This is a genomic window from Pseudomonas sp. LAIL14HWK12:I1 (assembly GCF_003202095.1).
GTDB lineage: Bacteria > Pseudomonadota > Gammaproteobacteria > Pseudomonadales > Pseudomonadaceae > Aquipseudomonas > Aquipseudomonas monteilii.
Genome location: NZ_QJKG01000004.1, coordinates 193,576 through 216,457, shown reverse-complemented (window position 1 = coordinate 216,457; position 22,882 = coordinate 193,576). Strand labels below are relative to the sequence as shown.

Here is a 22,882-nt window from a genome sequence, read left to right as displayed (position 1 = left end):
ATTTGTATATCGGGAACGGACGATTTACATTTCGCTCCATCGCGATATACCGCTACAACGAGCCTCAACCCATGCCTCTCGATCTCGACGAAATCATAAAAGCGCTGGCCCACCCGGTCAGGCGAGAAATCCTCAGCTGGCTGAAAGACCCGGCAACGCAGTTCCCCGACCAGCACCACAGCACCGAAAACGGTGTGTGTGCCGGGCAGATCGACCAACGCTGCGGCCTGTCGCAGTCGACCGTCTCTGCCCACCTGGCCACCTTGCAGCGCGCCGGGCTGATCCGCAGCCAGAAGATCGGCCAATGGCACTTCTTCAAACGCGACGAAGCCACCATCGAGGCGTTCCTCGAACAACTGCGCCAAGCACTTTGACAAAGCAGGTAACCGCTATGACCACGCTTTTCGATCCGATCACCCTGGGCGACCTGCAACTGCCCAACCGCATCATCATGGCCCCACTCACCCGCTGCCGTGCCGACGAAGGCCGCGTGCCCAATGCGCTGATGGCCGAATACTACGTGCAGCGCGCCAGCGCCGGGCTGATCCTCAGCGAGGCGACGTCGGTCAGTGCCATGGGGGTCGGCTACCCGGATACCCCCGGTATCTGGAACGACGAGCAGGTACGTGGCTGGAACAACGTCACCAAGGCTGTGCATGCCGCAGGCGGACGCATCTTCCTGCAACTGTGGCACGTTGGCCGTATCTCCCACCCCAGCTACCTGAACGGCGAGCTGCCGGTGGCCCCCAGCGCGATCCAGCCCAAGGGGCATGTAAGCCTGGTGCGCCCGTTGAGTGACTACCCCACCCCACGCGCGCTGGAAACCGAAGAAATCATCGACATCGTCGAGGCTTACCGCAGCGGTGCCGAGAATGCCAAGGCGGCTGGCTTTGATGGTGTAGAAATCCACGGCGCCAACGGTTACCTGCTCGACCAGTTCCTGCAAAGCAGCACCAACCAGCGCACTGACCGCTATGGCGGCTCGCTGGAAAACCGTGCACGCCTGCTACTGGAAGTGACCGATGCAGCCATTGAAGTGTGGGGCGCGAACCGCGTGGGCGTGCACCTGGCACCGCGTGCCGATGCGCACGACATGGGCGATGCCGATCGCGCCGAAACCTTTACCTACGTGGCCCGTGAACTGGGCAAGCGTGGCATTGCCTTTATCTGCTCGCGGGAAAGGGAAGCCGATGACAGCATTGGTCCACTGATCAAGGAAGCGTTTGGCGGCCCTTACATCGTCAATGAGCGGTTTGACAAAGCCAGTGCCAATGCGGCGCTGGCCAGCGGCAAGGCCGATGCTGTGGCGTTTGGCGTGCCGTTCATCGCCAACCCTGATTTGCCGGCGCGGTTGGCGGCGGATGCGCCACTGAACGAGGCGCGACCCGAGACCTTCTATGGCAGGGGCCCGGTGGGGTACATCGATTACCCGCGGTTGTAATCGAGATTGCCGGGGCCGCTTTGCGGCCCTGTGCCGCGAATGGAGGGCAACGCCCTCCCCTGCGGTGTCACTGCCGGGCGTTGATCTGCTGTTGCAGGTTCTGAATCTGACTCTGCAAAGTATTCAGGTTCCGGGTCATCTGAGCTCGGAAGGCATCGAACTCCTGCACCGAAGCACCACCGGACGCCGCCGCAGCCGGGCGGTTGTCGATCTGGCTCTTGAGCACCAGCATGTCCTGCTCCAGGCCTTGAATGGCAGCGCTCGGGTTCCCCTGCTTCTTCAGCGCTGCTATATCGCTGCCCAGGCTCTTGAGCTGCACATCCAGCTTGCCGCCATCCACCTGCGCGGCTTTCAGCGCGGCAACCTGCTCGTTCAGCCCCTTGAACTGGGCATCCAGCTTGCCCCCATCCACCTGGCCCGAACGCAGCGCGGCCAGTTCGCCATTCACCAGCTTCAACTGCGCCTGCAACTGGCTTTGCAGCTCGGTCACAGCCTTCTGCTGTTCACGGGTATCGGCCAGCACCTGTTCCAGGCGTTTGCCCAGGTCACCGGTCTGCCCGGCCACACCTTTCTGCAACTGGCGCAGTTGAAGCTTCAATGCCTCGCTGCTGGTGGTAGCGCCAGACTCGCTGGCATCCACCTTGCCGCTGATCGCCTGCAGGCGCCCTGCCGCTTCTTCACTGATGCGGGCAAAACTTTCCTGGGTCGCCACCAGTTGCTGCTCCATCAAGGAGATCTGCTGGAAGCTCCACCAACCCAGGCCTACCAAGGCGATGAACGAAGCACCGAGCAACGCCCACAACGGCGCCGTGCTTGGCCCGCGCGCGGCCTTCTGGCGGCTGCGCACGACATGCGCCGGCATCAGTTCGTCATCATCAACGGTGCCCGCACGCAAGGTAGGCACGTCATCGTAGTCATCGTGAGCATGGTTACGCATGGATACATTCAACCGCGTTAGTCGCAAAGAGGCACGAGTATAAACCGCCAACGCGGCGCATTGATGACCATTGTCAGCCCTGCGCTTCACTGCCCCGGCGGCAGGTGCTTCCACCAGCCACAGAATTCATCCAGCGCTGTCCACAGGCTGACCTTGGGCTGGTACTCCAGATACTGCCGGGCGCGGCTGATATCCAGGGTGAAATCGCGGCTCATCACCTGCATCCCCAGGCGCGACAAGGTCGGTTGCGGGCGACCTGGCCACAGCATGCAGGCCGCCTCGTTCAGCGCGGCCAGGCTGTAGGCCAGGCCGTAGGAACGGTAGCGGGTAACCTGCGGCAGCTGCATCTGGCGCATCACGTAGTTGACCACATCCCACAGCGGCAGCGGCTGGCCGTTGCTGATGTTATAGGCCTGGCCCAGCGCCCTATCGTCGGCGAACAAGGCGCTGAGCAGCGCCTCGTTAAGGTTGTGCACACTGGTGAAGTCAACTTTGTTCAGGCCATTGCCGATGATTGCCACGCGGCCTTTGCGCTGCATTTGCATCAGCTTCGGGAAAATGCTGGCATCACCGGCGCCCGTGACGAAGCGCGGGCGCAGCGCCAGCACTTCCAGGCCAAACTCCTGCGCGCCGAATACTTTCTGCTCGGCCAGGTGCTTGGTTTGCCCGTAATGGTCGTGGAAGCGGCGCGGTACCTGGTCTTCACGGACATCCAGGCGCGAACGGCCATTGAAATAGATCGACGGCGACGACAGGTGCACCAGGCGCCTGACATGCTCCTTCAAGCAGCCCTCAACCACGTTCTCGGTAACCACCACGTTGCCTTGGTAGAAGTCCTGGTAGCGCCCCCAGCTGCCCACCGCGCCAGCGCAGTGCACCACGGCCTCGACGCCCTGGCACAAGCGACGGGCCAGCTCGGCATCGCCCAGGTCGCCAGGGATGAACTGGGCGCCGCGCTTGACCAGGTGCTCGACCCCTTCGGCGCGGCGGCCGCTGACCCGCACGTCCAGGCCCTGCTCCAGGGCAAAGCGCGCAAAGCGCCCGCCGATGAAGCCGCTCGCGCCGGTGACCAGAATTCGCATGTAAGACTCCGTCTTGCCAGATTTCAGATGCAACTGACGCCAGCCGTGGCTACAAGGGCACCAGCCATTGCAGTGCGGTGTACCGCAGGTGGTCGGTCAGTTGCGCGAGCAATTGCCCGCCATTGCGCCAATGATGCCAGTACAGCGGCACATCGATAGGGGTATCGCGGCAGATTTCCACCAACTGCCCGCTGGCCAGTTGCTCCCGGGCCTGCAATTCGGGCACCAGTCCCCAGCCCAGGCCGGCCTCGGTCATGCGCAGGAAGCCTTCGGAGGACGGGCACAGGTGATGCAGAAAACCGTCCTCGATGCCCAGCGATGCCAGGTAGCGATGCTGCAGGAAGTCGTCCGGGCCATACACGATCGCCGGGGTACGGGCCAGGCGGCTGGCGACAAAACCCTGGGGAAAATGCCGCGCCATGAACCCGGGGCTAGCCAGTGCCCGGTAGCGCATGGCGCCCAGTGGCTGGCTGCGTGCCCCCGCTACCGGGCGCTCACTACCACACAGGCAGGCCGCCACTTCGCCGGCACGCATACGTTTGAGGCCCACTTCCTGGTCCTCTACCACCAAGTCGGTCAAAACGTTCTGCTGTGCGCAGAAATCCCCCACCGCGCCGGCCCACCAAGTGGCCAGGCTGTCGGCGTTGAGGGCGATGCGCAGGCGCTCCGGCATACCCTCTTCGTCCAGCGCCGGCACCTGGCGCTGCAAGTCACGTTCAAGCAGGCGCACCTGCTGCACATGGTTGAGCAACTGGCGGCCTACCTCGGTCGGGCCTGGCGGCGTGGCACGCACCAGCACCGGCTGGCCGACGCGCGCCTCCAGCAGCTTGATGCGCTGGGAAATGGCCGACTGCGACAAGCCGAGCACTTGCGCCGCACGCTCGAACCCCCCCTGTTCGATCACCGCCGCGAGGGCGGCCAGCAGCTTGTAGTCGAACATCGATTTCTCTAATGCCTTATCAGCTTTATTTGTTTTTCTTATACAGCGCCGGTCATCACAATAGCCAGCATCTTTTATGACCTTTCCGGAGAGCCCCATCATGTGGCAAAGCTATCTCAACGGCATGCTGGTGGCCTTCGGCCTGATCATGGCCATCGGCGCTCAGAACGCCTTCGTCCTCGCCCAGAGCCTGCGCCGGGAACATCACTTGCCCGTGGCGGCGCTGTGCATCGTCTGTGACGCCATTCTGGTGGCTGCCGGTGTGTTTGGCCTGGCCACGGTACTGGCGCACAACCCGACCTTGCTCGCGGTCGCGCGCTGGGGCGGTGCGGTGTTCCTGATCTGGTACGGCGCCAAGGCACTGCGCAGCGCCTGCTCCAAGCAGAGCCTGCAGCACCAGGAAGGCCAAGGCATGCGCTCACGCCGCGCAGTGCTGCTCAGCGCCCTGGCAGTGACGCTGCTGAACCCGCACGTGTACCTCGACACGGTGTTGCTGATCGGCTCGCTGGGCGCCCAGCAGACCGCCCCCGGTGCCTACGTGGCGGGCGCGGCCAGTGCTTCGCTGCTGTGGTTCTCCACCCTGGCCATCGGCGCAGCCTGGCTGGCACCGTGGCTGGCACGGCCGGCAACCTGGCGCATGCTCGATTTGATGGTGGCGGTGATGATGTTCGCGGTGGCGGCGCAGTTGATCTTCAACTGACCCTGGGCTTGTCACAACATTTCTAGCGCCTGGCAGATCGAGCGCCGCGCGGGCGGCGCTCGATCTGCCAGGCGCCACAAGGGGTAAGCCGAACACCACCGGTCGGCACACCCCAACCGCTCTGGAACCTCTATTCCCTATGTTTGTTGCGTGGTTATGCGCCGGGGCTGGTGCTATGATCGGGCCCTTGCGTCGCAAAGAGTACAAACTCGCCGACGTACATAGGGCCGCCCGTGATCGGCCCTGCGCAAACCGCGAACTAGACCTGAATCAGGAGATCCACCATGGCTTTTGAATTGCCGCCGCTGCCGTACGCCCACGATGCCCTGCAGCCGCACATCTCCAAGGAAACCCTGGAGTTTCACCACGACAAGCACCACAACACCTATGTCGTGAACCTGAACAACCTGGTCCCAGGCACCGAATTCGAAGGCAAGACCCTGGAAGAGATCGTCAAGACCTCTTCGGGCGGCATCTTCAACAACGCCGCTCAGGTCTGGAACCACACCTTCTACTGGAACTGCCTGGCGCCAAACGCCGGTGGTCAACCGACCGGTGCCCTGGCTGACGCCATCAACGCCGCTTTCGGGTCCTTCGACAAGTTCAAGGAAGAGTTCACCAAGACTTCGGTTGGTACCTTCGGTTCCGGCTGGGGCTGGCTGGTGAAGAAAGCTGACGGTTCCCTGGCCCTGGCCAGCACCATCGGCGCCGGTTGCCCGCTGACCAGCGGCGACACCCCGCTGCTGACCTGCGACGTCTGGGAACACGCCTACTACATCGACTACCGCAACCTGCGTCCGAAGTACGTCGAGGCGTTCTGGAACCTGGTCAACTGGGCCTTCGTTGCCGAACAGTTCGAAGGCAAGACCTTCAAGGCCTGAGTCATTCAGCCCTGAACATGAAGACCCGGCCCTGTGCCGGGTTTTTTTATGCCAGTACCGGCCTCCCGCGCCCACGAACGCCAACACGGTTTTGCTTGCTCAGCCCGCATAGCGCGCTAACATCAAACCTCTGGAAGATTCACACAGCGCATTCAAGTTGCGGGGTCAGGCAACCGATACACTGCTCATGATCGGCCGATAGTGTATCGTCATCGTTGATGGCAAAATGATGCCATGCGCATGGATTAAGGAAACCCCATTGAAGCTGGAATTGCGGAACAGCTTGTCGGTCAAGTTGCTCAGGGTCGTGCTGCTGTCGGCGCTGGCAGTCGGCGTTGTGCTCAGCTGTGCGCAAATCGTCTACGACACCTACAAGACCCGCCAGGCCGTTAACAACGATGCCCAGCGCATCCTCGACATGTTCCGTGACCCTTCCACCCAGGCGGTGTACAGCCTCGACCGCGAAATGGGCATGCAAGTGATGGAAGGCCTGTTCCAGGACGAATCGGTGCGTATGGCCTCCATCGGGCACCCCAACGAAACCATGCTGGCCGAAAAGTCGCGCCCGCTGCAGGACATGTCCATGCGCTGGCTGACCGATCTTATCCTCGGCCAGGAACGCACCTACACCACACAACTGGTCGGCCGTGGCCCTTACAGCGAATACTACGGCGACCTCAGCATCACCCTCGACACATCGTCCTACGGCGAAGACTTCCTGATCAATGCGGTAATCATCTTCATTTCCGGCGTGTTGCGGGCCTTGGCCATGGGCCTGGTGCTGTACCTGGTGTACCACTGGCTGCTGACCAAGCCGCTGTCCAAGATCATCGAGCACCTCACCCAAATCAACCCCGACCGCCCCAGTCAGCACCAGATACCGCTGCTCAAGGGCCACGAGAAGAACGAACTGGGCCTGTGGGTCAACACCGCCAACCAGTTGCTGGCTTCGATCGAGCGCAACACCCACCTGCGCCACGAGGCCGAAAACAGCCTGCAACGCATGGCCCAGTACGATTTCCTCACCGGCCTGCCCAACCGCCAGCAACTGCAGCAGCAACTGGACAAGATTCTCGTCGACGGCGGTCGCCTGCAGCACCGTGTGGCGGTGTTGTGCGTGGGCCTTGACGATTTCAAGGGCATCAACGAGCAATTCAGCTACCAGGTGGGCGACCAGTTGCTGCTGGCCCTGGCTGACCGCCTGCGCGCCCACAGTGGCCGGCTGGGGGCCCTGGCGCGACTGGGCGGTGACCAGTTTGCCCTGGTGCAAGCCAATATCGAGCAGCCCTACGAGGCAGCCGAACTGGCGCAAAGCATCCTCGACGACCTGGAAGTGCCGTTCGACCTCGACCACCACCAGCAGATCCGTCTGCGCGCCACCATCGGCATTACCCTGTTCCCCGAAGACGGCGACAGCACGGAGAAACTCCTGCAAAAAGCCGAACAGACCATGACCTTGGCCAAGGCCCGTTCGCGCAACCGCTACCAGTTCTACATTGCCAGCGTCGACAGCGAGATGCGCCGCCGCCGCGAGCTGGAAAAAGACCTGCGCGAAGCCCTGCCACGCAACCAGCTGTACCTGGTTTATCAGCCACAAATCAGCTACCGCGACCACCGCGTGGTCGGCGTGGAAGCGCTGCTGCGCTGGCAGCACCCGGAGCTGGGCATGGTGCCGCCCGACCAGTTCATCCCGTTGGCCGAGCAAAACGGCAGCATCATCAGCATCGGCGAATGGGTACTGGACCAAGCCTGCCGGCAACTGCGCGAATGGCACGACCAGGGCTTCAGTGAGCTGCGCATGGCGGTCAACCTGTCGACCGTACAGCTGCACCACAGCGAGCTGCCACGGGTGGTCAACAACCTGCTGCAGGCTTATCGCCTGCCACCGCGCAGCCTGGAGCTGGAAGTCACCGAAACCGGCCTGATGGAAGACATCAGCACCGCTGCCCAGCATCTGCTGAGCCTGCGCCGTTCCGGGGCACTGATTGCCATCGACGACTTCGGCACCGGCTATTCGTCGCTCAGTTACCTGAAATCGCTGCCGCTGGACAAGATCAAGATCGACAAGAGCTTCGTCCAGGACCTCCTCGACGACGATGACGACGCCACCATCGTTCGCGCCATCATCCAGCTGGGCAAGAGCCTGGGCATGCAGGTGATCGCCGAAGGCGTGGAAACCGCCGAGCAGGAAACCTACATCGTTGCCCAGGGCTGCCACGAGGGCCAGGGCTACCACTACAGCAAGCCGCTGTCGGCCCGCGAGCTGACCAGTTTCCTGAAGCAGGCGCAGCGTCACCAGGTTTCGATGTTCTGAGTACGCCTGCCCGGTTACACGCCGTGACCGCCATTTACATGAATTGCACGCCGCCTCTTTACAGCAAATGCAAATCTTTCGCATGATGTTGCGGTTTCGCGTGCCACGGCGCACGGTCCACCCCTTGGTCCAACCACACGATGCAGGAAAACCAACAATGATTCGAATGCCTCTGGCCTCCGCCAGTCTGCTGGCCATTGCCATCGCTCTCGCCGGCTGCGGTGAAGGCAAGGACGACAAAGCCGCCGCGCCGCAAGCCCAGGCACCTGCTGCCGCCAGCACCACCGCTGCCGCGCCCGGGGCTGTCGACGAAGCCGCCGGCAAAGCCGTGGTCAAGCATTACGCCGAAATGGTTCATGCTGTGTACAGCGACTCGCTGAGCACCGCCAAAACCCTGCAGACTGCAGTGGACGCGTTCCTGGCCAAGCCCAACGACGAAACCCTGAAAGCCGCCAAGCAAGCCTGGTTCGCCGCGCGCGTTCCGTACCTGCAATCCGAAGCCTTCCGCTTCGGCAACACCATCATCGACGACTGGGAAGGCCAGGTGAACGCCTGGCCCCTGGACGAAGGCCTGATCGACTATGTCGACAAGAGCTACGAGCATGCCCTGGGCAACCCGGCCGCCGGCGCCAACATCATCGCCAACACCGAGATCCAGGTTGGCGAGGAGAAGGTCGACGTCAAGGACATTACCCCAGAGAAACTGGCCAGCCTGAACGAACTGGCCGGCTCCGAGGCCAACGTTGCCACGGGCTATCACGCCATCGAATTCCTGCTCTGGGGCCAGGACCTGAACGGCACCGGCCCAGGCGCTGGCAACCGCCCGGCATCCGACTACCTGGAAGGCCAGGGCGCCACCGGTGGCCACAACGAGCGCCGCCGTGCCTACCTGAAAGCCGTTACCCAGCTGCTGGTTACCGACCTTGAAGAAATGGTCGGCAACTGGGCGCCGAACGTCGCCGACAACTACCGCGCCAAGCTGGAAGCGGAGCCTGTCAACGACGGCCTGCGCAAGATGCTGTTCGGCATGGGCAGCCTGTCGCTGGGCGAACTGGCGGGCGAGCGCATGAAGGTTTCGCTGGAAGCCAACTCGCCGGAAGACGAGCAGGACTGCTTCAGCGACAACACCCACTACTCGCACTTCTACGACGCCAAGGGTATCCGCAACGTCTACCTGGGCGAGTACACCCGCCCGGACGGTACCAAGGTGACCGGCCCAAGCCTGTCGTCGCTGGTAGCCAAGGTCGACCCGGCCGCCGACGCCACCCTCAAGGCCGACCTGGAAGCCACCGAAGCCAAGATCCAGGTAATGGTCGACCACGCCCTCAAAGGCGAGCACTACGACCAGCTGATCGCGGCCGACAACGCTGCCGGCAACCAGATCGTGCGTGACGCGATCGCCGCACTGGTCAAGCAGACCGGTGCAATCGAGCAGGCGGCTGGCAAGCTGGGTATTGCCAACCTGAACCCGGACACTGCAGATCACGAATTCTGATCTTGCGGTAGCGGTTCTGAAAAGAGGCGTCCTTCGGGTCGCCTTTTTTGCTTATGGCCCTCTGACACCAATTTCATCCAGCAATTGCAAATTGCTCTTATTCAAACACCCCCACTTTGCTAAGCTTGCACGCCGGTTTTTCGTCCACGCCCAGGATTTTGCATGTCCTCGTCGCTGTCCCGACTCTCCCCGCTGATGCTGGTCCTCGCCCTCTCTGCCTGTGACGACGCCCCGCGTTTCACCCAGGCCGAACCCGGCGAAGCATTGTCGGGCGGCAAGGCAACCGTGCAGCGGACTGACCGCAACGCCTATTCCCTGCCCTCGGCCAACCTCGCAGCCGAAGGTCGCGTGGACTTCGCCGTGGGCAACAGTTTCTTCCGCAACCCCTGGGTGATCGCCCCTTCCACCACCACCGCCCGCGACGGCTTGGGCCCGCTGTTCAACACCAACGCCTGCCAGAACTGCCATGTGCGCGATGGCCGCGGCCACCCGCCAGAGCCGGGCAATAGCAACGCGGTGGGCATGTTGGTGCGCCTGTCGATCCCCGACCAGCCCTATCTGGCCAAGGTCATCGAGCGCCTGGGCGTGGTGCCTGAGCCGGTGTACGGCACTCAGCTGCAGGACATGGCCATCCCCGGTGTGGCCCCCGAAGGCAAGGTACGGGTGAGCTACACCCGCGAAACCGTGTCGTTCAAGGACGGCCATCAGGTCGAACTGCGCAAGCCGACCCTGCAGATCAGCCAGCTCGGCTACGGCGTCATGCACCCCGACACGCGCTTTTCGGCGCGGGTGGCGCCGCCAATGATCGGCCTGGGCCTGCTCGAAGCCATCCCCGAAGCCGACTTGCTGGCCAACGAAGACCCCGATGACCACAACCGCGACGGCATCCGCGGGCGGGCCAACCGCGTGTGGGACGACGCCCTGGGCAAGACCGTGGTCGGCCGCTTCGGCTGGAAAGCCGGGCAGCCCAACGTCAACCAGCAGAACGTGCACGCCTTTGCCGGCGACATGGGCCTGACCAGCACCCTGCAGCCCAAAGACGATTGCACCCCGGCACAAACCGATTGCCTCGCCGCGCCCAATGGCGACGGCGCCAATGGCGAAAAGGAAGTCAGCGACAATATCCTGCGCCTGGTCACCTTCTACACCCGCAACCTGGCGGTGCCGGCCCGCCGCGACGTCGGCTCGCCGCAGGTGCTGGCAGGCAAGAACCTGTTCTACCAGGCCGGCTGCCAGGGTTGCCATACACCGCAGTTCACCACCGCTGCCGATGCTGCCGAGCCAGAGTTGGCCAACCAGGTCATCCGCCCCTACAGCGACCTGCTGCTACACGACATGGGCCCAGGCCTGGCCGATGAGCGCACCGAGTTCGCCGCCAACGGCCAGGACTGGCGTACCCCGCCACTGTGGGGCATCGGCCTGAGCGAAACGGTCAGCGGCCACAGCCAGTTCCTGCACGACGGCCGCGCCCGTGACCTGCTGGAAGCCGTGCTCTGGCATGGGGGCGAAGCCGAGGCGGCACGCAACTTCGTACTCACGTTCAATGCCGAGCAACGCACTGCGCTGCTGGCGTTCCTGAATTCACTTTAAAACGCGCAAAGGAGCCGGGCATGTTCCGACCCAAACTGTTGTTCACCAGCCTCGCTGCACTCGCCCTCGGCGCCTGCTCGCCGCAGGACCCGCAAGCCGTCACCTCCGCTGCCATCGCCAAGCAGGTCATCCTGCCCACTTACAGCCGCTGGGTCGAAGCCGACCGCACGCTGGCCGCCAGCGCCCTGGCCTACTGCGAAGGCAAGGAAGACCTGGAAAAGGCCCGTGCCGACTTCCTCAAGGCGCAAAAGGCCTGGGCCGAGCTGCAACCGCTGCTGGTCGGCCCGCTGGCCGAAGGCAACCGCGCCTGGCAAGTACAGTTCTGGCCCGACAAGAAGAACCTGGTCGGCCGCCAGGTCGAGCAGCTGGTCAACGGCGACAAGCCGGTAGACGTCGCTTCCCTGGGCAAGGCCAGCGTGGTGGTACGCGGCCTGTCGGCCTACGAGTACATCCTGTTCGACAGCAAGCCGGATATTGCCACTGCCGAGCAGAAAGCACGCTACTGCCCGCTGCTGGTGGCCATTGGTGAACACCAGAAGGTCCTGGCCGAGGATATCCTCAAGAGCTGGAACAGCACCGACGGCATGCTGTCGCAGATGACCAAGTTCCCCAACCAGCGCTACGCCGACTCCCACGAGGCGATCGCCGACCTGCTGCGCTCCCAGGTCACCGCCCTGGATACCCTGAAGAAGAAGCTGGGCGCGCCGATGGGCCGCCAGAGCAAGGGCATCCCGCAGCCGTTGCAGGCCGAAGCCTGGCGCAGCCACTCCTCGCTGAAGAGCCTGGAAGCCACCCTCAAGGCGGCCGAAACCGTCTGGGTCGGGGTCGACAACCAGGGCCTGCGCGGTTTGCTGTCCAGCGATCAGAAAGCGCTGGCGGACAAGATCGACGCCGCCTACGCTACCTCGCTCAAACTGCTGGCCGACAACCAGAAGTCGCTGGGCGAGCTGCTGGCCGACGACGCTGGCCAGCAAACCCTGAACCAGATCTACGACAGCCTCAACGCTGTCCATCGCCTGCACGAAGGCGACCTGGCCAAGGCGTTGAACATTCAGCTGGGCTTCAATGCCAACGACGGTGACTGATCATGCTGCGACGCCAGGCCCTCAAACTCGGTAGCGTTTTGCTCAGTGCCCTGACCCTGGGCGGCTGGAGCCTGTTCCGCAACAAAGGCAGCGAACCCCTGCTGCTTTCGGCGCGTGACGATGGCGACGGCAAGCACTATGCCGTGGGTTTTCGCCTGGACGGCACCCAGGTGTTCAGCACCCAGGTCGCCCAGCGTTGCCACGCCATCATCCACCACCCCGAGCAGCCGATCGCACTGTTCGTCGCCCGCCGCCCCGGGACCGAAAGCTACCTGGTCGATTTGCGCGACGGGCGCCTGCTGCAAACCGTGACCTCGCAGCCGAACCGGCACTTCTATGGCCACGCCGTGGTGCACAAAGGGGGTGAATGGCTGTATGCCACCGAGAACGACACTACCGACCCTGGGCGTGGCGTGCTGGGCGTGTACCGTTTTGAAGGCGAACGCCTGGTTCACACCGGTGAAATCCCGACCCACGGTATCGGCCCGCACGAGGTTGCCTGGCTGCCCGACGGCGAGACGCTGATCGTGGCCAACGGCGGCATTCGTACCGAAGCCGAAAGCCGGGTGGAGATGAACCTCAATGCCATGGAACCGAGCCTTGTGCTGATGCAGCGCGACGGCACCTTGCTGAGCAAGGAAACCCTGGCCCAGCAGATGAACAGCGTGCGTCACCTGGCAGTGGGCAGCGATGGCACCATCGCCGCCTGCCAGCAGTTCATGGGTGATGCCGATGAAACGGCCGAGCTGTTGGCGATCAAGCGCCCGGGCGAGCCGTTCAAGGCCTTCCCGGTGCCGGAGCGGCAGTTGCAGGCCATGGCCCAGTACACCGCCAGTGTTGCGATCCACAGCGAGCTGCGGCTGGTGGCCCTGACTGCGCCACGGGCCAACCGGTTGTTTGTCTGGGACCTGGACACGGGTGCGGTGCGGCTGGATGCACCGATGCCCGATTGCGCGGGGGTTGGCGCGGTGAAGGATGGTTTTGTCGTTACTTCCGGGCAAGGCCGTTGCCGGTTCTATGATTGCACCAAGGCCGAGCTGGTCGGGCAGCCGATGAACCTGCCGTCCGGTTTCTGGGACAACCACCTGCATCTCGTCTGATTTCTCTGTTGCCTGGACCGGCCTCTTCGCGGCTAAAGCCGCTCCTACACTGACCGCGCGATCCGATGACTACGCGCTCTCTGTAGGAGCGGCTTTAGCCGCGAAAGGGCCGGTACAGGCATTTCACTCCCCCTCAAACCAAAAACAGTCAATACTTCCCCCATCCACACGTGGGCAGGATCGCCCGTTGTCGTGTCTAAACGAATAACAACCAAATCCAAGGAACCGGACTTATGCTACGCCGCCGCATGCTCATCATGTTGGCCGTGGTTCTGCTGATCGTGCTGGCCCTGGGGGGCTACAAGGCGTTCTCGATCTACCAGCAGATCCAGGTGTTCACTGCCCCCAAGCCGCCCATCACCGTTGCGGCAGCCTTGGCCGAACAGCGCCAGTGGCAAGCGCGCCTGCCCGCCGTGGGCAGTCTCAAGGCACTGCAGGGTGTGGACCTGAGCCTGGAGGTTGAAGGCATCGTCAAAGCCCTGCACTTCGACTCGGGGCAGCAGGTCAAAGCCGGCCAGTTACTGCTGCAACTCAACGATGACCAGGAAACCGCTCTGCTTGGCACCGCCCAGGCCGACCTGGGCCTGGCCAAGGTCGATTTCGGCCGCGGCAGCCAGCTGGTCGGCGACTCGGCCATCTCGCGCGGCGAGTTCGACCGCCTCACCACTCAGTACCGCCGCAACCAGGCGGTGGTCGAGCAACTCAAGGCGCAGAAGATCAAAAAAAGCATCAACGCCCCGTTCAGCGGCACCATCGGCATCCGCCAGGTGGACATCGGCCAGTACCTGGCCGCCGGCACGGTGATTGCCACCCTGCAGGACACATCCAGCCTGTACGTCGACTTCAACGTACCGGAACAGGCCCTGCCGCAGTTGAGCCTGGGCCAGCAGGTGCTGGTGCAGGTAGCCGCCTACCCCGGCCAGACCTTCCCCGCCAGCCTCAGCGCCATCAACCCCAAGGTCGAGGAAACCACGCGCAACCTGCTGGTGCGCGCCACCCTGGCCAACCCCGACGGCAAACTGCTGCCGGGCATGTTCGCCAGCCTGTTGGTGCTGCTGCCTAACCCACAGCCACAAGTGGTGGTGCCGGAAAGCGCCATTACCTACACCCTGTATGGCAACTCGGTTTACGTCGCCACGCCGAAGAAGGACAAGGACGGCAAGCTGGAAAACGACGACAAGGGCCAACCCCAGCTAGTCGCTGAACAACGCACCGTCCAGACCGGCGAGCGCCGCGACGGCGTGGTGGTGGTCAGCAAGGGCCTGCAAGCCGGGGAGCAGGTGGTTACCGCCGGGCAACTCAAGCTCACCCCGGGCGCCGCGATCCGCATCGGCCAGGACAAAGCCCTCAAGCCCCAACAGGGCGCGCCGGGCAAGGACTGAGGAGGCAGGCATGGCGTTCACCGACCCGTTCATCCGCCGCCCGGTGCTGGCCAGTGTGGTCAGCCTGCTGATCCTGCTGCTGGGTTTCCAGGCCTGGAACAAACTGCAGATCCGCCAGTACCCACAAATGGAAAACGCCCTGATCACGGTGACCACCGCCTACCCCGGGGCCAACGCCGAAACCATCCAGGGCTACATCACCCAGCCGTTGCAGCAGAGCCTGGCCAGTGCCGAAGGTATCGACTACATGACCTCGGTGAGCCGGCAGAACTTCTCGATCATTTCCATCTACGCGCGCATCGGCGCCGACAGCGACCGGTTGTTCACCGAGCTGCTGGCCAAGGCCAACGAAGTGCGCAACAAACTGCCGCAGGACTCCGAAGACCCGGTACTCAGCAAGGAAGCCGCCGACGCCTCGGCGCTGATGTACGTCAGTTTCTACAGCAAGGAGATGAGCAACCCGCAGATCACCGACTACCTGTCGCGGGTCATCCAGCCCAAGCTGGCCACCCTGCCGGGCATGGCCGAAGCGGAGATCCTCGGCAACCAGGTGTTTGCCATGCGCCTGTGGCTGGACCCGGTGAAACTGGCCGGTTTCGGTCTGTCGGCCACCGATGTGACCAACGCCGTGCGCCGCTACAACTTCCTCTCCGCTGCCGGCGAGGTAAAGGGCGAATACGTGGTCACCAGCATCAACGCCAGCACCGAGTTGAAGTCGGCCGAGGCGTTCGCCGCCCTGCCGGTCAAGACCAACGGCGACAGCCGCGTGCTGCTGGGCGATGTGGCGCGGGTCGAGATGGGTGCGGAAAACTACGACACGGTCAGCTCGTTCGACGGCACCCCGTCGGTGTACATCGGTATCAAGGCCACCCCCGCTGCCAACCCGCTGGACGTGATCAAGGAAGTGCGACGCATCATGCCCGAGCTGGAGAGCCAGTTACCTTCGGCGTTGAAAGTGTCGATTGCCTACGACGCCACGCTGTTCATCCAGGCCTCGATCGACGAAGTGATCAAGACCCTTGGCGAGGCGGTGCTGATCGTCATCGTGGTGGTGTTCCTGTTCCTCGGTGCCTTGCGCTCGGTGCTGATCCCGGTGGTGACCATTCCGCTGTCGATGATCGGCGTGCTGTTCTTCATGCAGATGATGGGTTACTCGCTCAACCTGCTGACCCTGCTGGCCATGGTGCTGGCCATCGGCCTGGTGGTGGACGACGCCATTGTCGTGGTGGAAAACATCCACCGGCACATGGAAGAAGGCAAATCGCCATTCGATGCGGCCCTTGAGGGCGCCCGCGAAATCGCCCTGCCGGTGGTGTCGATGACCATCACCCTGGCTGCCGTGTATGCACCGATCGGCTTCCTCACCGGGCTTACCGGGGCCTTGTTCAAGGAGTTCGCCCTGACCTTGGCCGGGGCGGTCATCATCTCTGGCATCGTCGCCCTCACCCTGTCGCCGATGATGTGCGCTCTGCTGCTTCGCCAAGAGCAGAATCCCAGTGGCCTGGCCCACCGCCTGGACGTGCTGTTCGAACGCCTGAAGGTGCGCTACCAGCGCTTGCTGCATGCCACCCTCGACAGCCGCCCGGTGGTGCTGGTGTTTGCCGTGATCATCCTGTGCCTGATACCGGTGCTGCTCACGTTCACCCAGAACGAACTCGCCCCCAACGAGGACCAGGGGGTAATTTTCATGATGAGCAGCTCGCCGCAGCCGGCCAACCTCGATTACCTCAACGCCTACACCGACGAATTTACCCCCTTGTTCAAGACCTTCCCCGAGTACTACTCATCGTTCCAGATCAACGGGTTCAACGGCGTGCAGACCGGCATCGGCGGCTTCCTGCTCAAACCCTGGAACGAACGCGAGCGCACGCAGATGGAGCTGTTGCCGCTGGTGCAGGCCAAACTTGAGGAAATCGGCGGCTTGCAGATCTTCGGCTTCAACCTGCCCTCCCTGCCCGGCACCGGCGAGGGCCTGCCGTTCCAGTTCGTGATCAACACCGCTGGCGACTACCCGGCACTGCTGGACGTAGCGCAGCGCATCAAGGCCCGCGCGCAGGCATCCGGCAAGTTCGCGTTCCTCGACATCGACCTGGCCTTCGACAAGCCCGAAGTGGTGGTGGACATCGACAGGGCCAAGGCCGCGCAGATGGGGGTATCGATGGACACCCTCGGCGGCACCCTGGCCACCCTGCTGGGCGAGGCGGAAATCAACCGCTTCACCCTCGAAGGCCGCAGCTACAAGGTGATTGCCCAGGTCGAACGGCCGTACCGCGACAACCCCGGCTGGCTGAACAACTACTACGTGAAGAATGACCAGGGTCAGATGCTGCCGCTGTCGACCCTGATCACCCTCACCGACCGCGCCCGCCCGCGCCAGCTCAACCAGTTCCAGCAGCTGAACTCGGCGATCATCCAGGGCGTGCCCATGGTCAGCCTGGGCGAAGCGCTGAAAACCGTGCAGGACATCGCCCGCGAAGAGGCCCCGGAAGGCTTCGCCTTCGACTATGCCGGCGTGGCACGCCAGTACGTGCAGGAAGGCAGCGCACTGTGGGTCACCTTTGGCCTGGCGCTGGCAATTATCTTCCTGGTGTTGGCTGCACAGTTCGAGAGTTTCCGCGACCCGCTGGTGATTCTGGTAACGGTGCCGTTGTCGATCTGCGGGGCGCTGCTGCCGCTGTTCCTGGGTATTTCGAGCATGAACATCTACACCCAGGTCGGGCTGGTGACCTTGATCGGGCTGATCAGCAAGCACGGCATCCTGATCGTCGAATTCGCCAACCAGTTACGTGCGGAGCGCGGCTTGAGCGTGCGTGAGGCCATCGAGGAAGCGGCGGCCATTCGACTGCGGCCAGTGCTCATGACCACGGCGGCGATGGTGTTCGGCATGGTGCCGCTGATTCTGGCGACCGGTGCGGGGGCGGTGAGCCGTTTTGACATCGGTACGGTGATTGCCACCGGGATGTCGATTGGCACGCTGTTTACCCTGTTTGTGCTGCCTTGTATCTATACCTTGCTGGCACACAAGGCGGTGGCCAAGCAGCCTGCTGTAGCCTGATCCGGCCTCTTCGCGGGCTCGCCCGCTCCCACAGGGACGGCACCGCTACTGAGACTGGTGCAGTACCTGTGGGAGCGGGCGAGCCCGCGAAGAGGCCAGCAAAGCAGACACAAAAATGCCAGAGGCCCCGCAATCGCGAGGCCTCTGGCTTTTCTAGCTAACGCAGGGTTCAACCAAATGGCCGCAACCCTTGACGCAGGCCGAACAGGAACAGCAACAGGTCCTGATCCGGCGCGACCTGTGCCTGCTGCGGTTTCGCTTCCCGCGGCAGTGCGCACTGGTCGGCCATCTCAGCCTTGCTGAACACAGTCGGCCTCGGCTCTTCCCAGGCAGCCACCGCCACGGTGGTCACCGCCAGGCCAGCTACCAGGAACAAAGCTCGAGCTATTTCTAGTTTCATTACTCTAACCCTTTGACAGCGCTGCCAAACGCCATCTTGTAAAAGTAGAGCAGCGTTTGCCATTCGGCGTCATTGATCGACGAATGGCGGCGCAGCTGGCGCAGGTCGTTGCCTGCCGCACGCTGGCAGCTGATGCGCCGCCGGCACTTTTCCAGATCCAGCAGTGCGACTTCGACCCGCGCTTGCTCGCCTTCGCCGATCACCTTGATGAATACGTGCTTGCCATACAGGCAGCCGTGCTGCCAGTGCCCCAGGTGCATGCGCGCCAGGTTGTCCGCCAGGTCCTTGAGCATGCGCTGATGCACCACCTGCGGGTAACGCTCACGGGCACCTTCGGCATGCCAGGTGTCGAGTTCGACAAATCCGTCCAGCGCTTCGCTCACCAGCAGCGCACGCCATTGGTGGTCGGCATCGCGCTCGGCACCACAAAAGACGATGCGCGGGACGCGAACGCCCAGTTGCTCGAAGCTGTTCAGTGCATCGAGTTCACGCAATACGGTTGGTCGCCCAAAAGGGTGCATAAGGCTGCGATAGATATGCCCAACCTGGCGCTTGGCATACAGCAGCTTGCCATTGGCATCATTGAGGCGTTGCACGCCACTCTCGCCGCCGCGGCGCTGGTTAGGCTCCTCGACCCACTCGCCCTGCTGGCGCCAGTAAAAATCGAAACGCGACTCCCCTTTCTGGGCTACAGCCATCAAACACTACCCCTTACGCAATACGTAGACCCGCCACATGGCATAGAACGGCAGGAAGTCGAGGCGTTCCTGGATTCTGAAGCCGGCGGCCCTGAATTCTTCTTCGACCGTTTCGGCTGGTAACACGAAACGGTTCTGGTAATTGTCCTGCTCGGCCTTGGCACTGCGGCGTTGCTCCAGTTTTTTCCGGCGCCAGGCCTTGAAGTTGCCGTCGACCCACAACGACAGAATCACACTATCACGGCTAACCCTTTGAAATTCCGAAAGTATGGTCTTTCTGTGCGCCGATTCGCCAATGTGGTGGAACAGGCGCATGCAGAAGATGCTGTCCACCGAATTATCCGGCAGGTCAATGGCGAACGCTGAAGTTTGCAAAGGGCGTACCCGCGCCACCACTTCTGGCGGTTGCGCGGCACAGGCTGTCTCGATCATCGCTTCGGAGTTGTCGGCACCAATGATCACCCGGTTGGGCTTTTCTGCCAGCAGTGGCCAGAAACGGCCGGCACCGCAAGGCAGGTCCAGTACCAGGCCGGGCTCGCCGGCCAATGCCAGGGCGCGACGCGCCAGCTGCTCATCTCGCTTGTGGGAAAGGCGACGCGCCAGGCCATCCTGGTGCTTGAGAAAGTACTCGCGGGCGTGGTCTTTGTCGTACTTCTCGGAAAATTCAAGCTTGATGGGGCTACGCATTGGGCATCTCCTGACTCCAGTGCCGCTCACCTTAGGTAAGCAAGCGTTGGAATCAGGTTATGCCAATGTGAAAAAAACGTTGCGCGCCCTTTAACCTGTTTCAACAGATTACTCGGCCATGGCGTCCGGGCCGCCTTGGGCCTTGGTGTTGCTCAGGTCCACCTGGAAGCGGCAACCGTGCGGCAGGGTCGATGTGAGGGTGACATGCCAGCCTTGGTCGTCGCAAATTCGTTGCACCAGCGATAGACCCAGGCCCAAGCCTTCGCCACGCCGCTCGTCACCACGAACGAACGGCTTGAACATCGCCTCACGCTGCTCTTCGGGGATGCCCACGCCACTGTCCTCCACACTGAAACCGTTGGCCTCCAGGCTCAGCCGGATGTAGCCGCTGTCGGTGTAGTGGGCAGCATTGCGCAACAGGTTACCCATCACCGACTGCAGGAAGGTAGCGTTGTACAGCACCGGGCTGGCGCTGACGCGGCCATCGAAATACAGGGTCAGGCCCTTCTGCTCGATGGTATCGCGCCACACACCGATAAGTTCGTCGGCCACTTCGCGCAAGGTCGCCCGCGACGCCACCGCGCCTTCGTCTCGTTGGGCCCGGGCCAGCATGAGGAAGGTCTTGACCAGTTCGCGCATCTCTTCCGTGGCACGCGCCACGCGCTCTACCTGGCTACGCGCGCGGGCGTCGAGGTTGGGGTTCTCCATCAGCAGCTCGCAGGAGGTGGCCAGCACCATCAACGGTGTGCGCAACTCATGGCTGACGTCACTGGTGAACAGCCGTTCACGGGTCAGCGCATCGCGTAAACGGCCCAGGGTATCGTCGAAGGCCACTGCCAGCTGGCCGACCTCGTCCGCCGCGTAGTCCGGTGCCAGTGGCGGGGCCAGGCCCAGCAGTTGATCGCGATGACGCACCTGGCGCGCCAGGCGGATCACCGGTGCCATTACCCGGCGCGCCACCAGCCAGCCGAGGATCACCGCCAGTACCAGGCTGAGTACGAAGCCCACCACCACCACCGCGAACAGCACGCGCTCGCGTTCTTCGAAGTCGCTCTGGTCCTGCAACAGCACGTAACGGCGGCCATCGACGATCTCGACCATGGCGTGGTACGACAGCTGGTCGCGGAATACTTCGTGGAAACCACGGTCAAGGTGGCGCAAGTCCTTGGGCAGTTCGAAGTCGTCACGCCCGCCACTGAAGTAGAACAGCTGGTCGGGGCGCGGCCGGTGGCTCCAGTCGCTGACGCTGTCCATGCGCAGCAGGCGCTGCAGGTCGCCTCCCAGCACAGAGGAAATCAGCCGTTCTTCAACCAGGTGCACGGTGGCGACGATGCCGAAGGCGAACGCCCCGGCCACCAGCGCGCTCATCAGGGCAAAGGCGATGATGATGCGCTGGGCAAGGCTTTGCTTAAACTCCATCGCGGCCCTCGGCGAGGCGATAGCCGACGCCATGGACGGTATGCAGCAAGGGTTTTTCGAACGGCTTGTCGATCACCTGGCGCAGCTGGTGTACATGGCTGCGCAGGCTGTCGCTGTCGGGGCAATCGTCGCCCCACAGGGCTTCTTCCAGTACTTCGCGGCGCAGTACGTGCGGGCTTTTCTGCATCAGCACGGCCAACAGCTTGAGGCCCACCGGATTGAGCTTGAGCAGGCGGCCCTGCCGGGTAACTTCCAGGGTGTCGAGGTCGTAACTGAGGTCGGCCACCTGCAAGGTGCGGCGTCCTCCGCCCTGGGCGCGGCGCAGCACTGCTTCGATGCGCGCCGCCAGCTCAGACAGGGCGAACGGTTTGAGCAGGTAGTCGTCGGCGCCGGAGCGGAAGCCTTGCAAGCGGTCATCCAGCTGGTCGCGGGCGGTGAGCATGATCACCGGTGTGTCGCGGCGGGCGTCTTCGCGCAGGCGCTTGCACAGGGTGTAGCCATCGATGCCGGGCAGCATGATGTCGAGCACGATCAGGTCGTAGTGTTCGGTGGCGGCCAGGTGCAGGCCGGACAGGCCATCCTGGGCGCAGTCGACGGTATAGCCCTTCATGCCCAGGTAGTCGGCCAGGTTGGCCAGAATATCGCGGTTGTCTTCAACCAAAAGAATGCGCATCGGTTTCTCCTGTGCGGCGCTTCTCGCAGTGGCGCGCGGCAGGCGCAGCTTACGGCCTATGCTTGCACGGTGCCAGCCCCGAGGAAAATTCACCCCACTTGACGGTTTTTTCACTGATCCTTCACGGACACAGGATAGCGGGCAGCCGACAATGCCCGATCTTTTTCGTGCCCTGGAGCCACCATGCAGCAACGAACCCGCCCTCGCCCGATCAATTTCTGGCTGTATCTGGGCATCCCCTTGGCGACCGCGCTGGCCTTGATTCTGCTGGAGCTGACGTCAGTCGACATGGACCTGGCCAACCTGTTTTTCGACCCCGCTGCCGGGCAGTTCATCGGCCGCCACAGCTATTGGCTGGAAAACATCCTGCACGACCGGGTCAAGCAGGTGGTCATCTTGCTGGGGGTGATCTCGCTGCTCACCTTTGCTGCCAGTTTCTTCTGGAAGCGCCTGTTCGGCTGGCGCCGCGAGCTGGGCTGCCTGGTGCTGGCACTGGGCCTGTCCACGGCGTTTGTCACGCCGTTGAAGAAGGTGACACAGGTACAGTGCCCGTGGAGCCTGACCCAGTTTGGCGGCACGGAAACCTACAGCAAGTTGCTGGAGCCGCGGCCTGCTACCGACAAGCCTGGCCTGTGCTGGCCGGGTGGGCATGCGGCGACCGGATTCTGCCTGTTCGGCCTGTTCTTCATGCTGCGTGATCGCAAACCACGGTTGGCGCGGGCGGCATTTGTGGTGGCGTTACTGGCCGGTTCGGTACTCGGCGTAGGGAGGATGATGCAGGGGGCGCACTTTCTGTCGCATAACGTGTGGACGGCGGTGTTCTGCTGGTTGATCGGGTTGGGATCGTATTACCTGGTTCTGTATCGGCGTGGGGCGGTGGAAGCGCCAGCTGTCGAACGTAGCGTCGCCTGACATTGGAGCCGCTTTGCGGCCCCAATGGGCCCAACAGGAAAAAGAAAAGCCCCGGTTCTCGCGAACCGGGGCTTTTTCATGGTGCAGGGGT

20 protein-coding genes are annotated in these 22,882 nt (G+C 63.0%); 12 read left to right on the top strand and 8 right to left on the bottom strand.

Going from position 1 to position 22,882, the window contains the following annotated elements; genetic code table 11:
- Positions 1-71: 71 nt before the first annotated feature.
- Positions 72-374 (top strand): helix-turn-helix transcriptional regulator, encoded by a 303-nt coding sequence (locus D906_RS12945; RefSeq protein ID WP_019099623.1) that lies wholly within the window; start codon positions 72-74, stop codon positions 372-374.
- A gap of 17 nt (positions 375-391) precedes the next feature.
- Entirely contained in the window at positions 392-1,441 is a 1,050-nt protein-coding gene (locus D906_RS12940) for an alkene reductase (RefSeq protein ID WP_025753943.1), read from the top strand.
- A 67-nt stretch (positions 1,442-1,508) separates the two neighbouring features.
- Here D906_RS12940 and D906_RS12935 read toward each other — a convergent pair whose 3' ends face one another.
- From D906_RS12935 to D906_RS12925, 3 genes are all read right to left on the bottom strand, one after another.
- Complete coding sequence (locus tag D906_RS12935; RefSeq protein WP_025753944.1) at positions 1,509-2,378, bottom strand: hypothetical protein; 870 nt, start codon at positions 2,376-2,378, stop codon at positions 1,509-1,511.
- An 86-nt stretch (positions 2,379-2,464) separates the two neighbouring features.
- Positions 2,465-3,460, bottom strand: coding sequence for an NAD(P)-dependent oxidoreductase (locus tag D906_RS12930; protein ID WP_027615387.1), 996 nt, complete (start codon positions 3,458-3,460; stop codon positions 2,465-2,467).
- Between the two features lie 49 nt (positions 3,461-3,509).
- Positions 3,510-4,400: a LysR family transcriptional regulator ArgP gene (locus tag D906_RS12925; protein WP_019099625.1), complete on the bottom strand. Its 891-nt coding sequence runs from the start codon at positions 4,398-4,400 to the stop codon at positions 3,510-3,512.
- Positions 4,401-4,500: 100 nt separating this feature from the next.
- Between D906_RS12925 and D906_RS12920 the strand changes: the two genes are divergently transcribed.
- The 9 genes from D906_RS12920 to D906_RS12880 all read left to right on the top strand — a co-directional run bounded on the left by D906_RS12920 (position 4,501) and on the right by D906_RS12880 (position 18,002).
- Positions 4,501-5,100 carry a LysE/ArgO family amino acid transporter gene (locus D906_RS12920; RefSeq protein ID WP_019099626.1) on the top strand — a complete coding sequence of 200 codons (600 nt, stop codon included), beginning with the start codon at positions 4,501-4,503 and terminating at the stop codon, positions 5,098-5,100.
- A gap of 284 nt (positions 5,101-5,384) precedes the next feature.
- A complete protein-coding gene (locus tag D906_RS12915; protein WP_012274023.1) occupies positions 5,385-5,981 on the top strand; it encodes a superoxide dismutase in 597 nt (198 codons plus the stop codon).
- 259 nt (positions 5,982-6,240) lie between these two features.
- Positions 6,241-8,295, top strand: a complete 2,055-nt coding sequence (locus D906_RS12910) for a bifunctional diguanylate cyclase/phosphodiesterase (protein ID WP_019099627.1) — start codon at positions 6,241-6,243, stop codon at positions 8,293-8,295.
- A 157-nt stretch (positions 8,296-8,452) separates the two neighbouring features.
- Positions 8,453-9,790: an imelysin family protein gene (locus D906_RS12905; RefSeq protein WP_019099628.1), complete on the top strand. Its 1,338-nt coding sequence runs from the start codon at positions 8,453-8,455 to the stop codon at positions 9,788-9,790.
- A 162-nt stretch (positions 9,791-9,952) separates the two neighbouring features.
- Positions 9,953-11,380: a di-heme oxidoredictase family protein gene (locus D906_RS12900; RefSeq protein WP_027615386.1), complete on the top strand. Its 1,428-nt coding sequence runs from the start codon at positions 9,953-9,955 to the stop codon at positions 11,378-11,380.
- 20 nt (positions 11,381-11,400) lie between these two features.
- Positions 11,401-12,465, top strand: a complete 1,065-nt coding sequence (locus D906_RS12895) for an imelysin family protein (protein WP_016713598.1) — start codon at positions 11,401-11,403, stop codon at positions 12,463-12,465.
- Between the two features lie 2 nt (positions 12,466-12,467).
- Complete coding sequence (locus tag D906_RS12890; RefSeq protein ID WP_019099630.1) at positions 12,468-13,565, top strand: DUF1513 domain-containing protein; 1,098 nt, start codon at positions 12,468-12,470, stop codon at positions 13,563-13,565.
- A 233-nt stretch (positions 13,566-13,798) separates the two neighbouring features.
- Positions 13,799-14,947, top strand: a complete 1,149-nt coding sequence (locus D906_RS12885; RefSeq protein ID WP_027615385.1) for an efflux RND transporter periplasmic adaptor subunit — start codon at positions 13,799-13,801, stop codon at positions 14,945-14,947.
- A 10-nt stretch (positions 14,948-14,957) separates the two neighbouring features.
- Positions 14,958-18,002 carry a multidrug efflux RND transporter permease subunit gene (locus D906_RS12880; protein WP_027615384.1) on the top strand — a complete coding sequence of 1,015 codons (3,045 nt, stop codon included), beginning with the start codon at positions 14,958-14,960 and terminating at the stop codon, positions 18,000-18,002.
- Positions 18,003-18,171: 169 nt separating this feature from the next.
- On the opposite strand, the gene D906_RS12870 is transcribed toward D906_RS12880, so the two are convergent.
- The 5 genes from D906_RS12870 to colR all read right to left on the bottom strand — a co-directional run bounded on the left by D906_RS12870 (position 18,172) and on the right by colR (position 21,879).
- The gene (locus D906_RS12870; protein WP_019098317.1) at positions 18,172-18,402 is read right to left on the bottom strand and encodes a hypothetical protein; all 231 of its coding nucleotides are present in this window, start codon (positions 18,400-18,402) and stop codon (positions 18,172-18,174) included.
- Positions 18,402-19,100, bottom strand: a complete 699-nt coding sequence (locus D906_RS12865; RefSeq protein ID WP_019098318.1) for a lipopolysaccharide kinase InaA family protein — start codon at positions 19,098-19,100, stop codon at positions 18,402-18,404. Before D906_RS12865 ends, D906_RS12870 begins: the two co-directional genes overlap by 1 nt.
- Positions 19,101-19,106: 6 nt before the next feature.
- On the bottom strand, positions 19,107-19,787 hold the full coding sequence (locus D906_RS12860) for a class I SAM-dependent methyltransferase (RefSeq protein WP_019098319.1): 681 nt from the start codon (positions 19,785-19,787) through the stop codon (positions 19,107-19,109).
- A 108-nt stretch (positions 19,788-19,895) separates the two neighbouring features.
- Positions 19,896-21,206 (bottom strand): HAMP domain-containing sensor histidine kinase, encoded by a 1,311-nt coding sequence (locus tag D906_RS12855; protein ID WP_019098320.1) that lies wholly within the window; start codon positions 21,204-21,206, stop codon positions 19,896-19,898.
- Positions 21,196-21,879, bottom strand: coding sequence for a two-component system response regulator ColR (gene colR / locus D906_RS12850; RefSeq protein ID WP_003255215.1), 684 nt, complete (start codon positions 21,877-21,879; stop codon positions 21,196-21,198). The genes D906_RS12855 and colR overlap by 11 nt, the downstream gene beginning before the upstream one ends.
- Before the next feature lie 183 nt (positions 21,880-22,062).
- Here colR and D906_RS12845 point away from each other — a divergent pair, with 183 nt between their 5' ends.
- Entirely contained in the window at positions 22,063-22,791 is a 729-nt protein-coding gene (locus tag D906_RS12845) for a phosphatase PAP2 family protein (protein WP_019098321.1), read from the top strand.
- The last annotated feature ends 91 nt before the right edge of the window (positions 22,792-22,882 follow it).

Excerpts from the sequence above, each read along its gene's own strand:
- D906_RS12860 (WP_019098319.1), bottom strand. The coding sequence starts at position 19,787 with ATGCGTAGCCCCATCAAGCTTGAATTTTCCGAGAAGTACGACAAAGAC.
- D906_RS12940 (WP_025753943.1), top strand. The coding sequence starts at position 392 with ATGACCACGCTTTTCGATCCGATCACCCTGGGCGACCTGCAACTGCCC.
- colR (WP_003255215.1), bottom strand. The coding sequence starts at position 21,879 with ATGCGCATTCTTTTGGTTGAAGACAACCGCGATATTCTGGCCAACCTG.
- D906_RS12925 (WP_019099625.1), bottom strand. The coding sequence starts at position 4,400 with ATGTTCGACTACAAGCTGCTGGCCGCCCTCGCGGCGGTGATCGAACAG.
- D906_RS12935 (WP_025753944.1), bottom strand. The coding sequence starts at position 2,378 with ATGCGTAACCATGCTCACGATGACTACGATGACGTGCCTACCTTGCGT.
- D906_RS12945 (WP_019099623.1), top strand. The coding sequence starts at position 72 with ATGCCTCTCGATCTCGACGAAATCATAAAAGCGCTGGCCCACCCGGTC.
- D906_RS12915 (WP_012274023.1), top strand. The coding sequence starts at position 5,385 with ATGGCTTTTGAATTGCCGCCGCTGCCGTACGCCCACGATGCCCTGCAG.
- D906_RS12895 (WP_016713598.1), top strand. The coding sequence starts at position 11,401 with ATGTTCCGACCCAAACTGTTGTTCACCAGCCTCGCTGCACTCGCCCTC.
- D906_RS12870 (WP_019098317.1), bottom strand. The coding sequence starts at position 18,402 with ATGAAACTAGAAATAGCTCGAGCTTTGTTCCTGGTAGCTGGCCTGGCG.
- D906_RS12880 (WP_027615384.1), top strand. The coding sequence starts at position 14,958 with ATGGCGTTCACCGACCCGTTCATCCGCCGCCCGGTGCTGGCCAGTGTG.
- D906_RS12855 (WP_019098320.1), bottom strand. The coding sequence starts at position 21,206 with ATGGAGTTTAAGCAAAGCCTTGCCCAGCGCATCATCATCGCCTTTGCC.
- D906_RS12845 (WP_019098321.1), top strand. The coding sequence starts at position 22,063 with ATGCAGCAACGAACCCGCCCTCGCCCGATCAATTTCTGGCTGTATCTG.
- D906_RS12885 (WP_027615385.1), top strand. The coding sequence starts at position 13,799 with ATGCTACGCCGCCGCATGCTCATCATGTTGGCCGTGGTTCTGCTGATC.
- D906_RS12865 (WP_019098318.1), bottom strand. The coding sequence starts at position 19,100 with ATGGCTGTAGCCCAGAAAGGGGAGTCGCGTTTCGATTTTTACTGGCGC.
- D906_RS12890 (WP_019099630.1), top strand. The coding sequence starts at position 12,468 with ATGCTGCGACGCCAGGCCCTCAAACTCGGTAGCGTTTTGCTCAGTGCC.
- D906_RS12930 (WP_027615387.1), bottom strand. The coding sequence starts at position 3,460 with ATGCGAATTCTGGTCACCGGCGCGAGCGGCTTCATCGGCGGGCGCTTT.
- D906_RS12900 (WP_027615386.1), top strand. The coding sequence starts at position 9,953 with ATGTCCTCGTCGCTGTCCCGACTCTCCCCGCTGATGCTGGTCCTCGCC.
- D906_RS12920 (WP_019099626.1), top strand. The coding sequence starts at position 4,501 with ATGTGGCAAAGCTATCTCAACGGCATGCTGGTGGCCTTCGGCCTGATC.
- D906_RS12905 (WP_019099628.1), top strand. The coding sequence starts at position 8,453 with ATGATTCGAATGCCTCTGGCCTCCGCCAGTCTGCTGGCCATTGCCATC.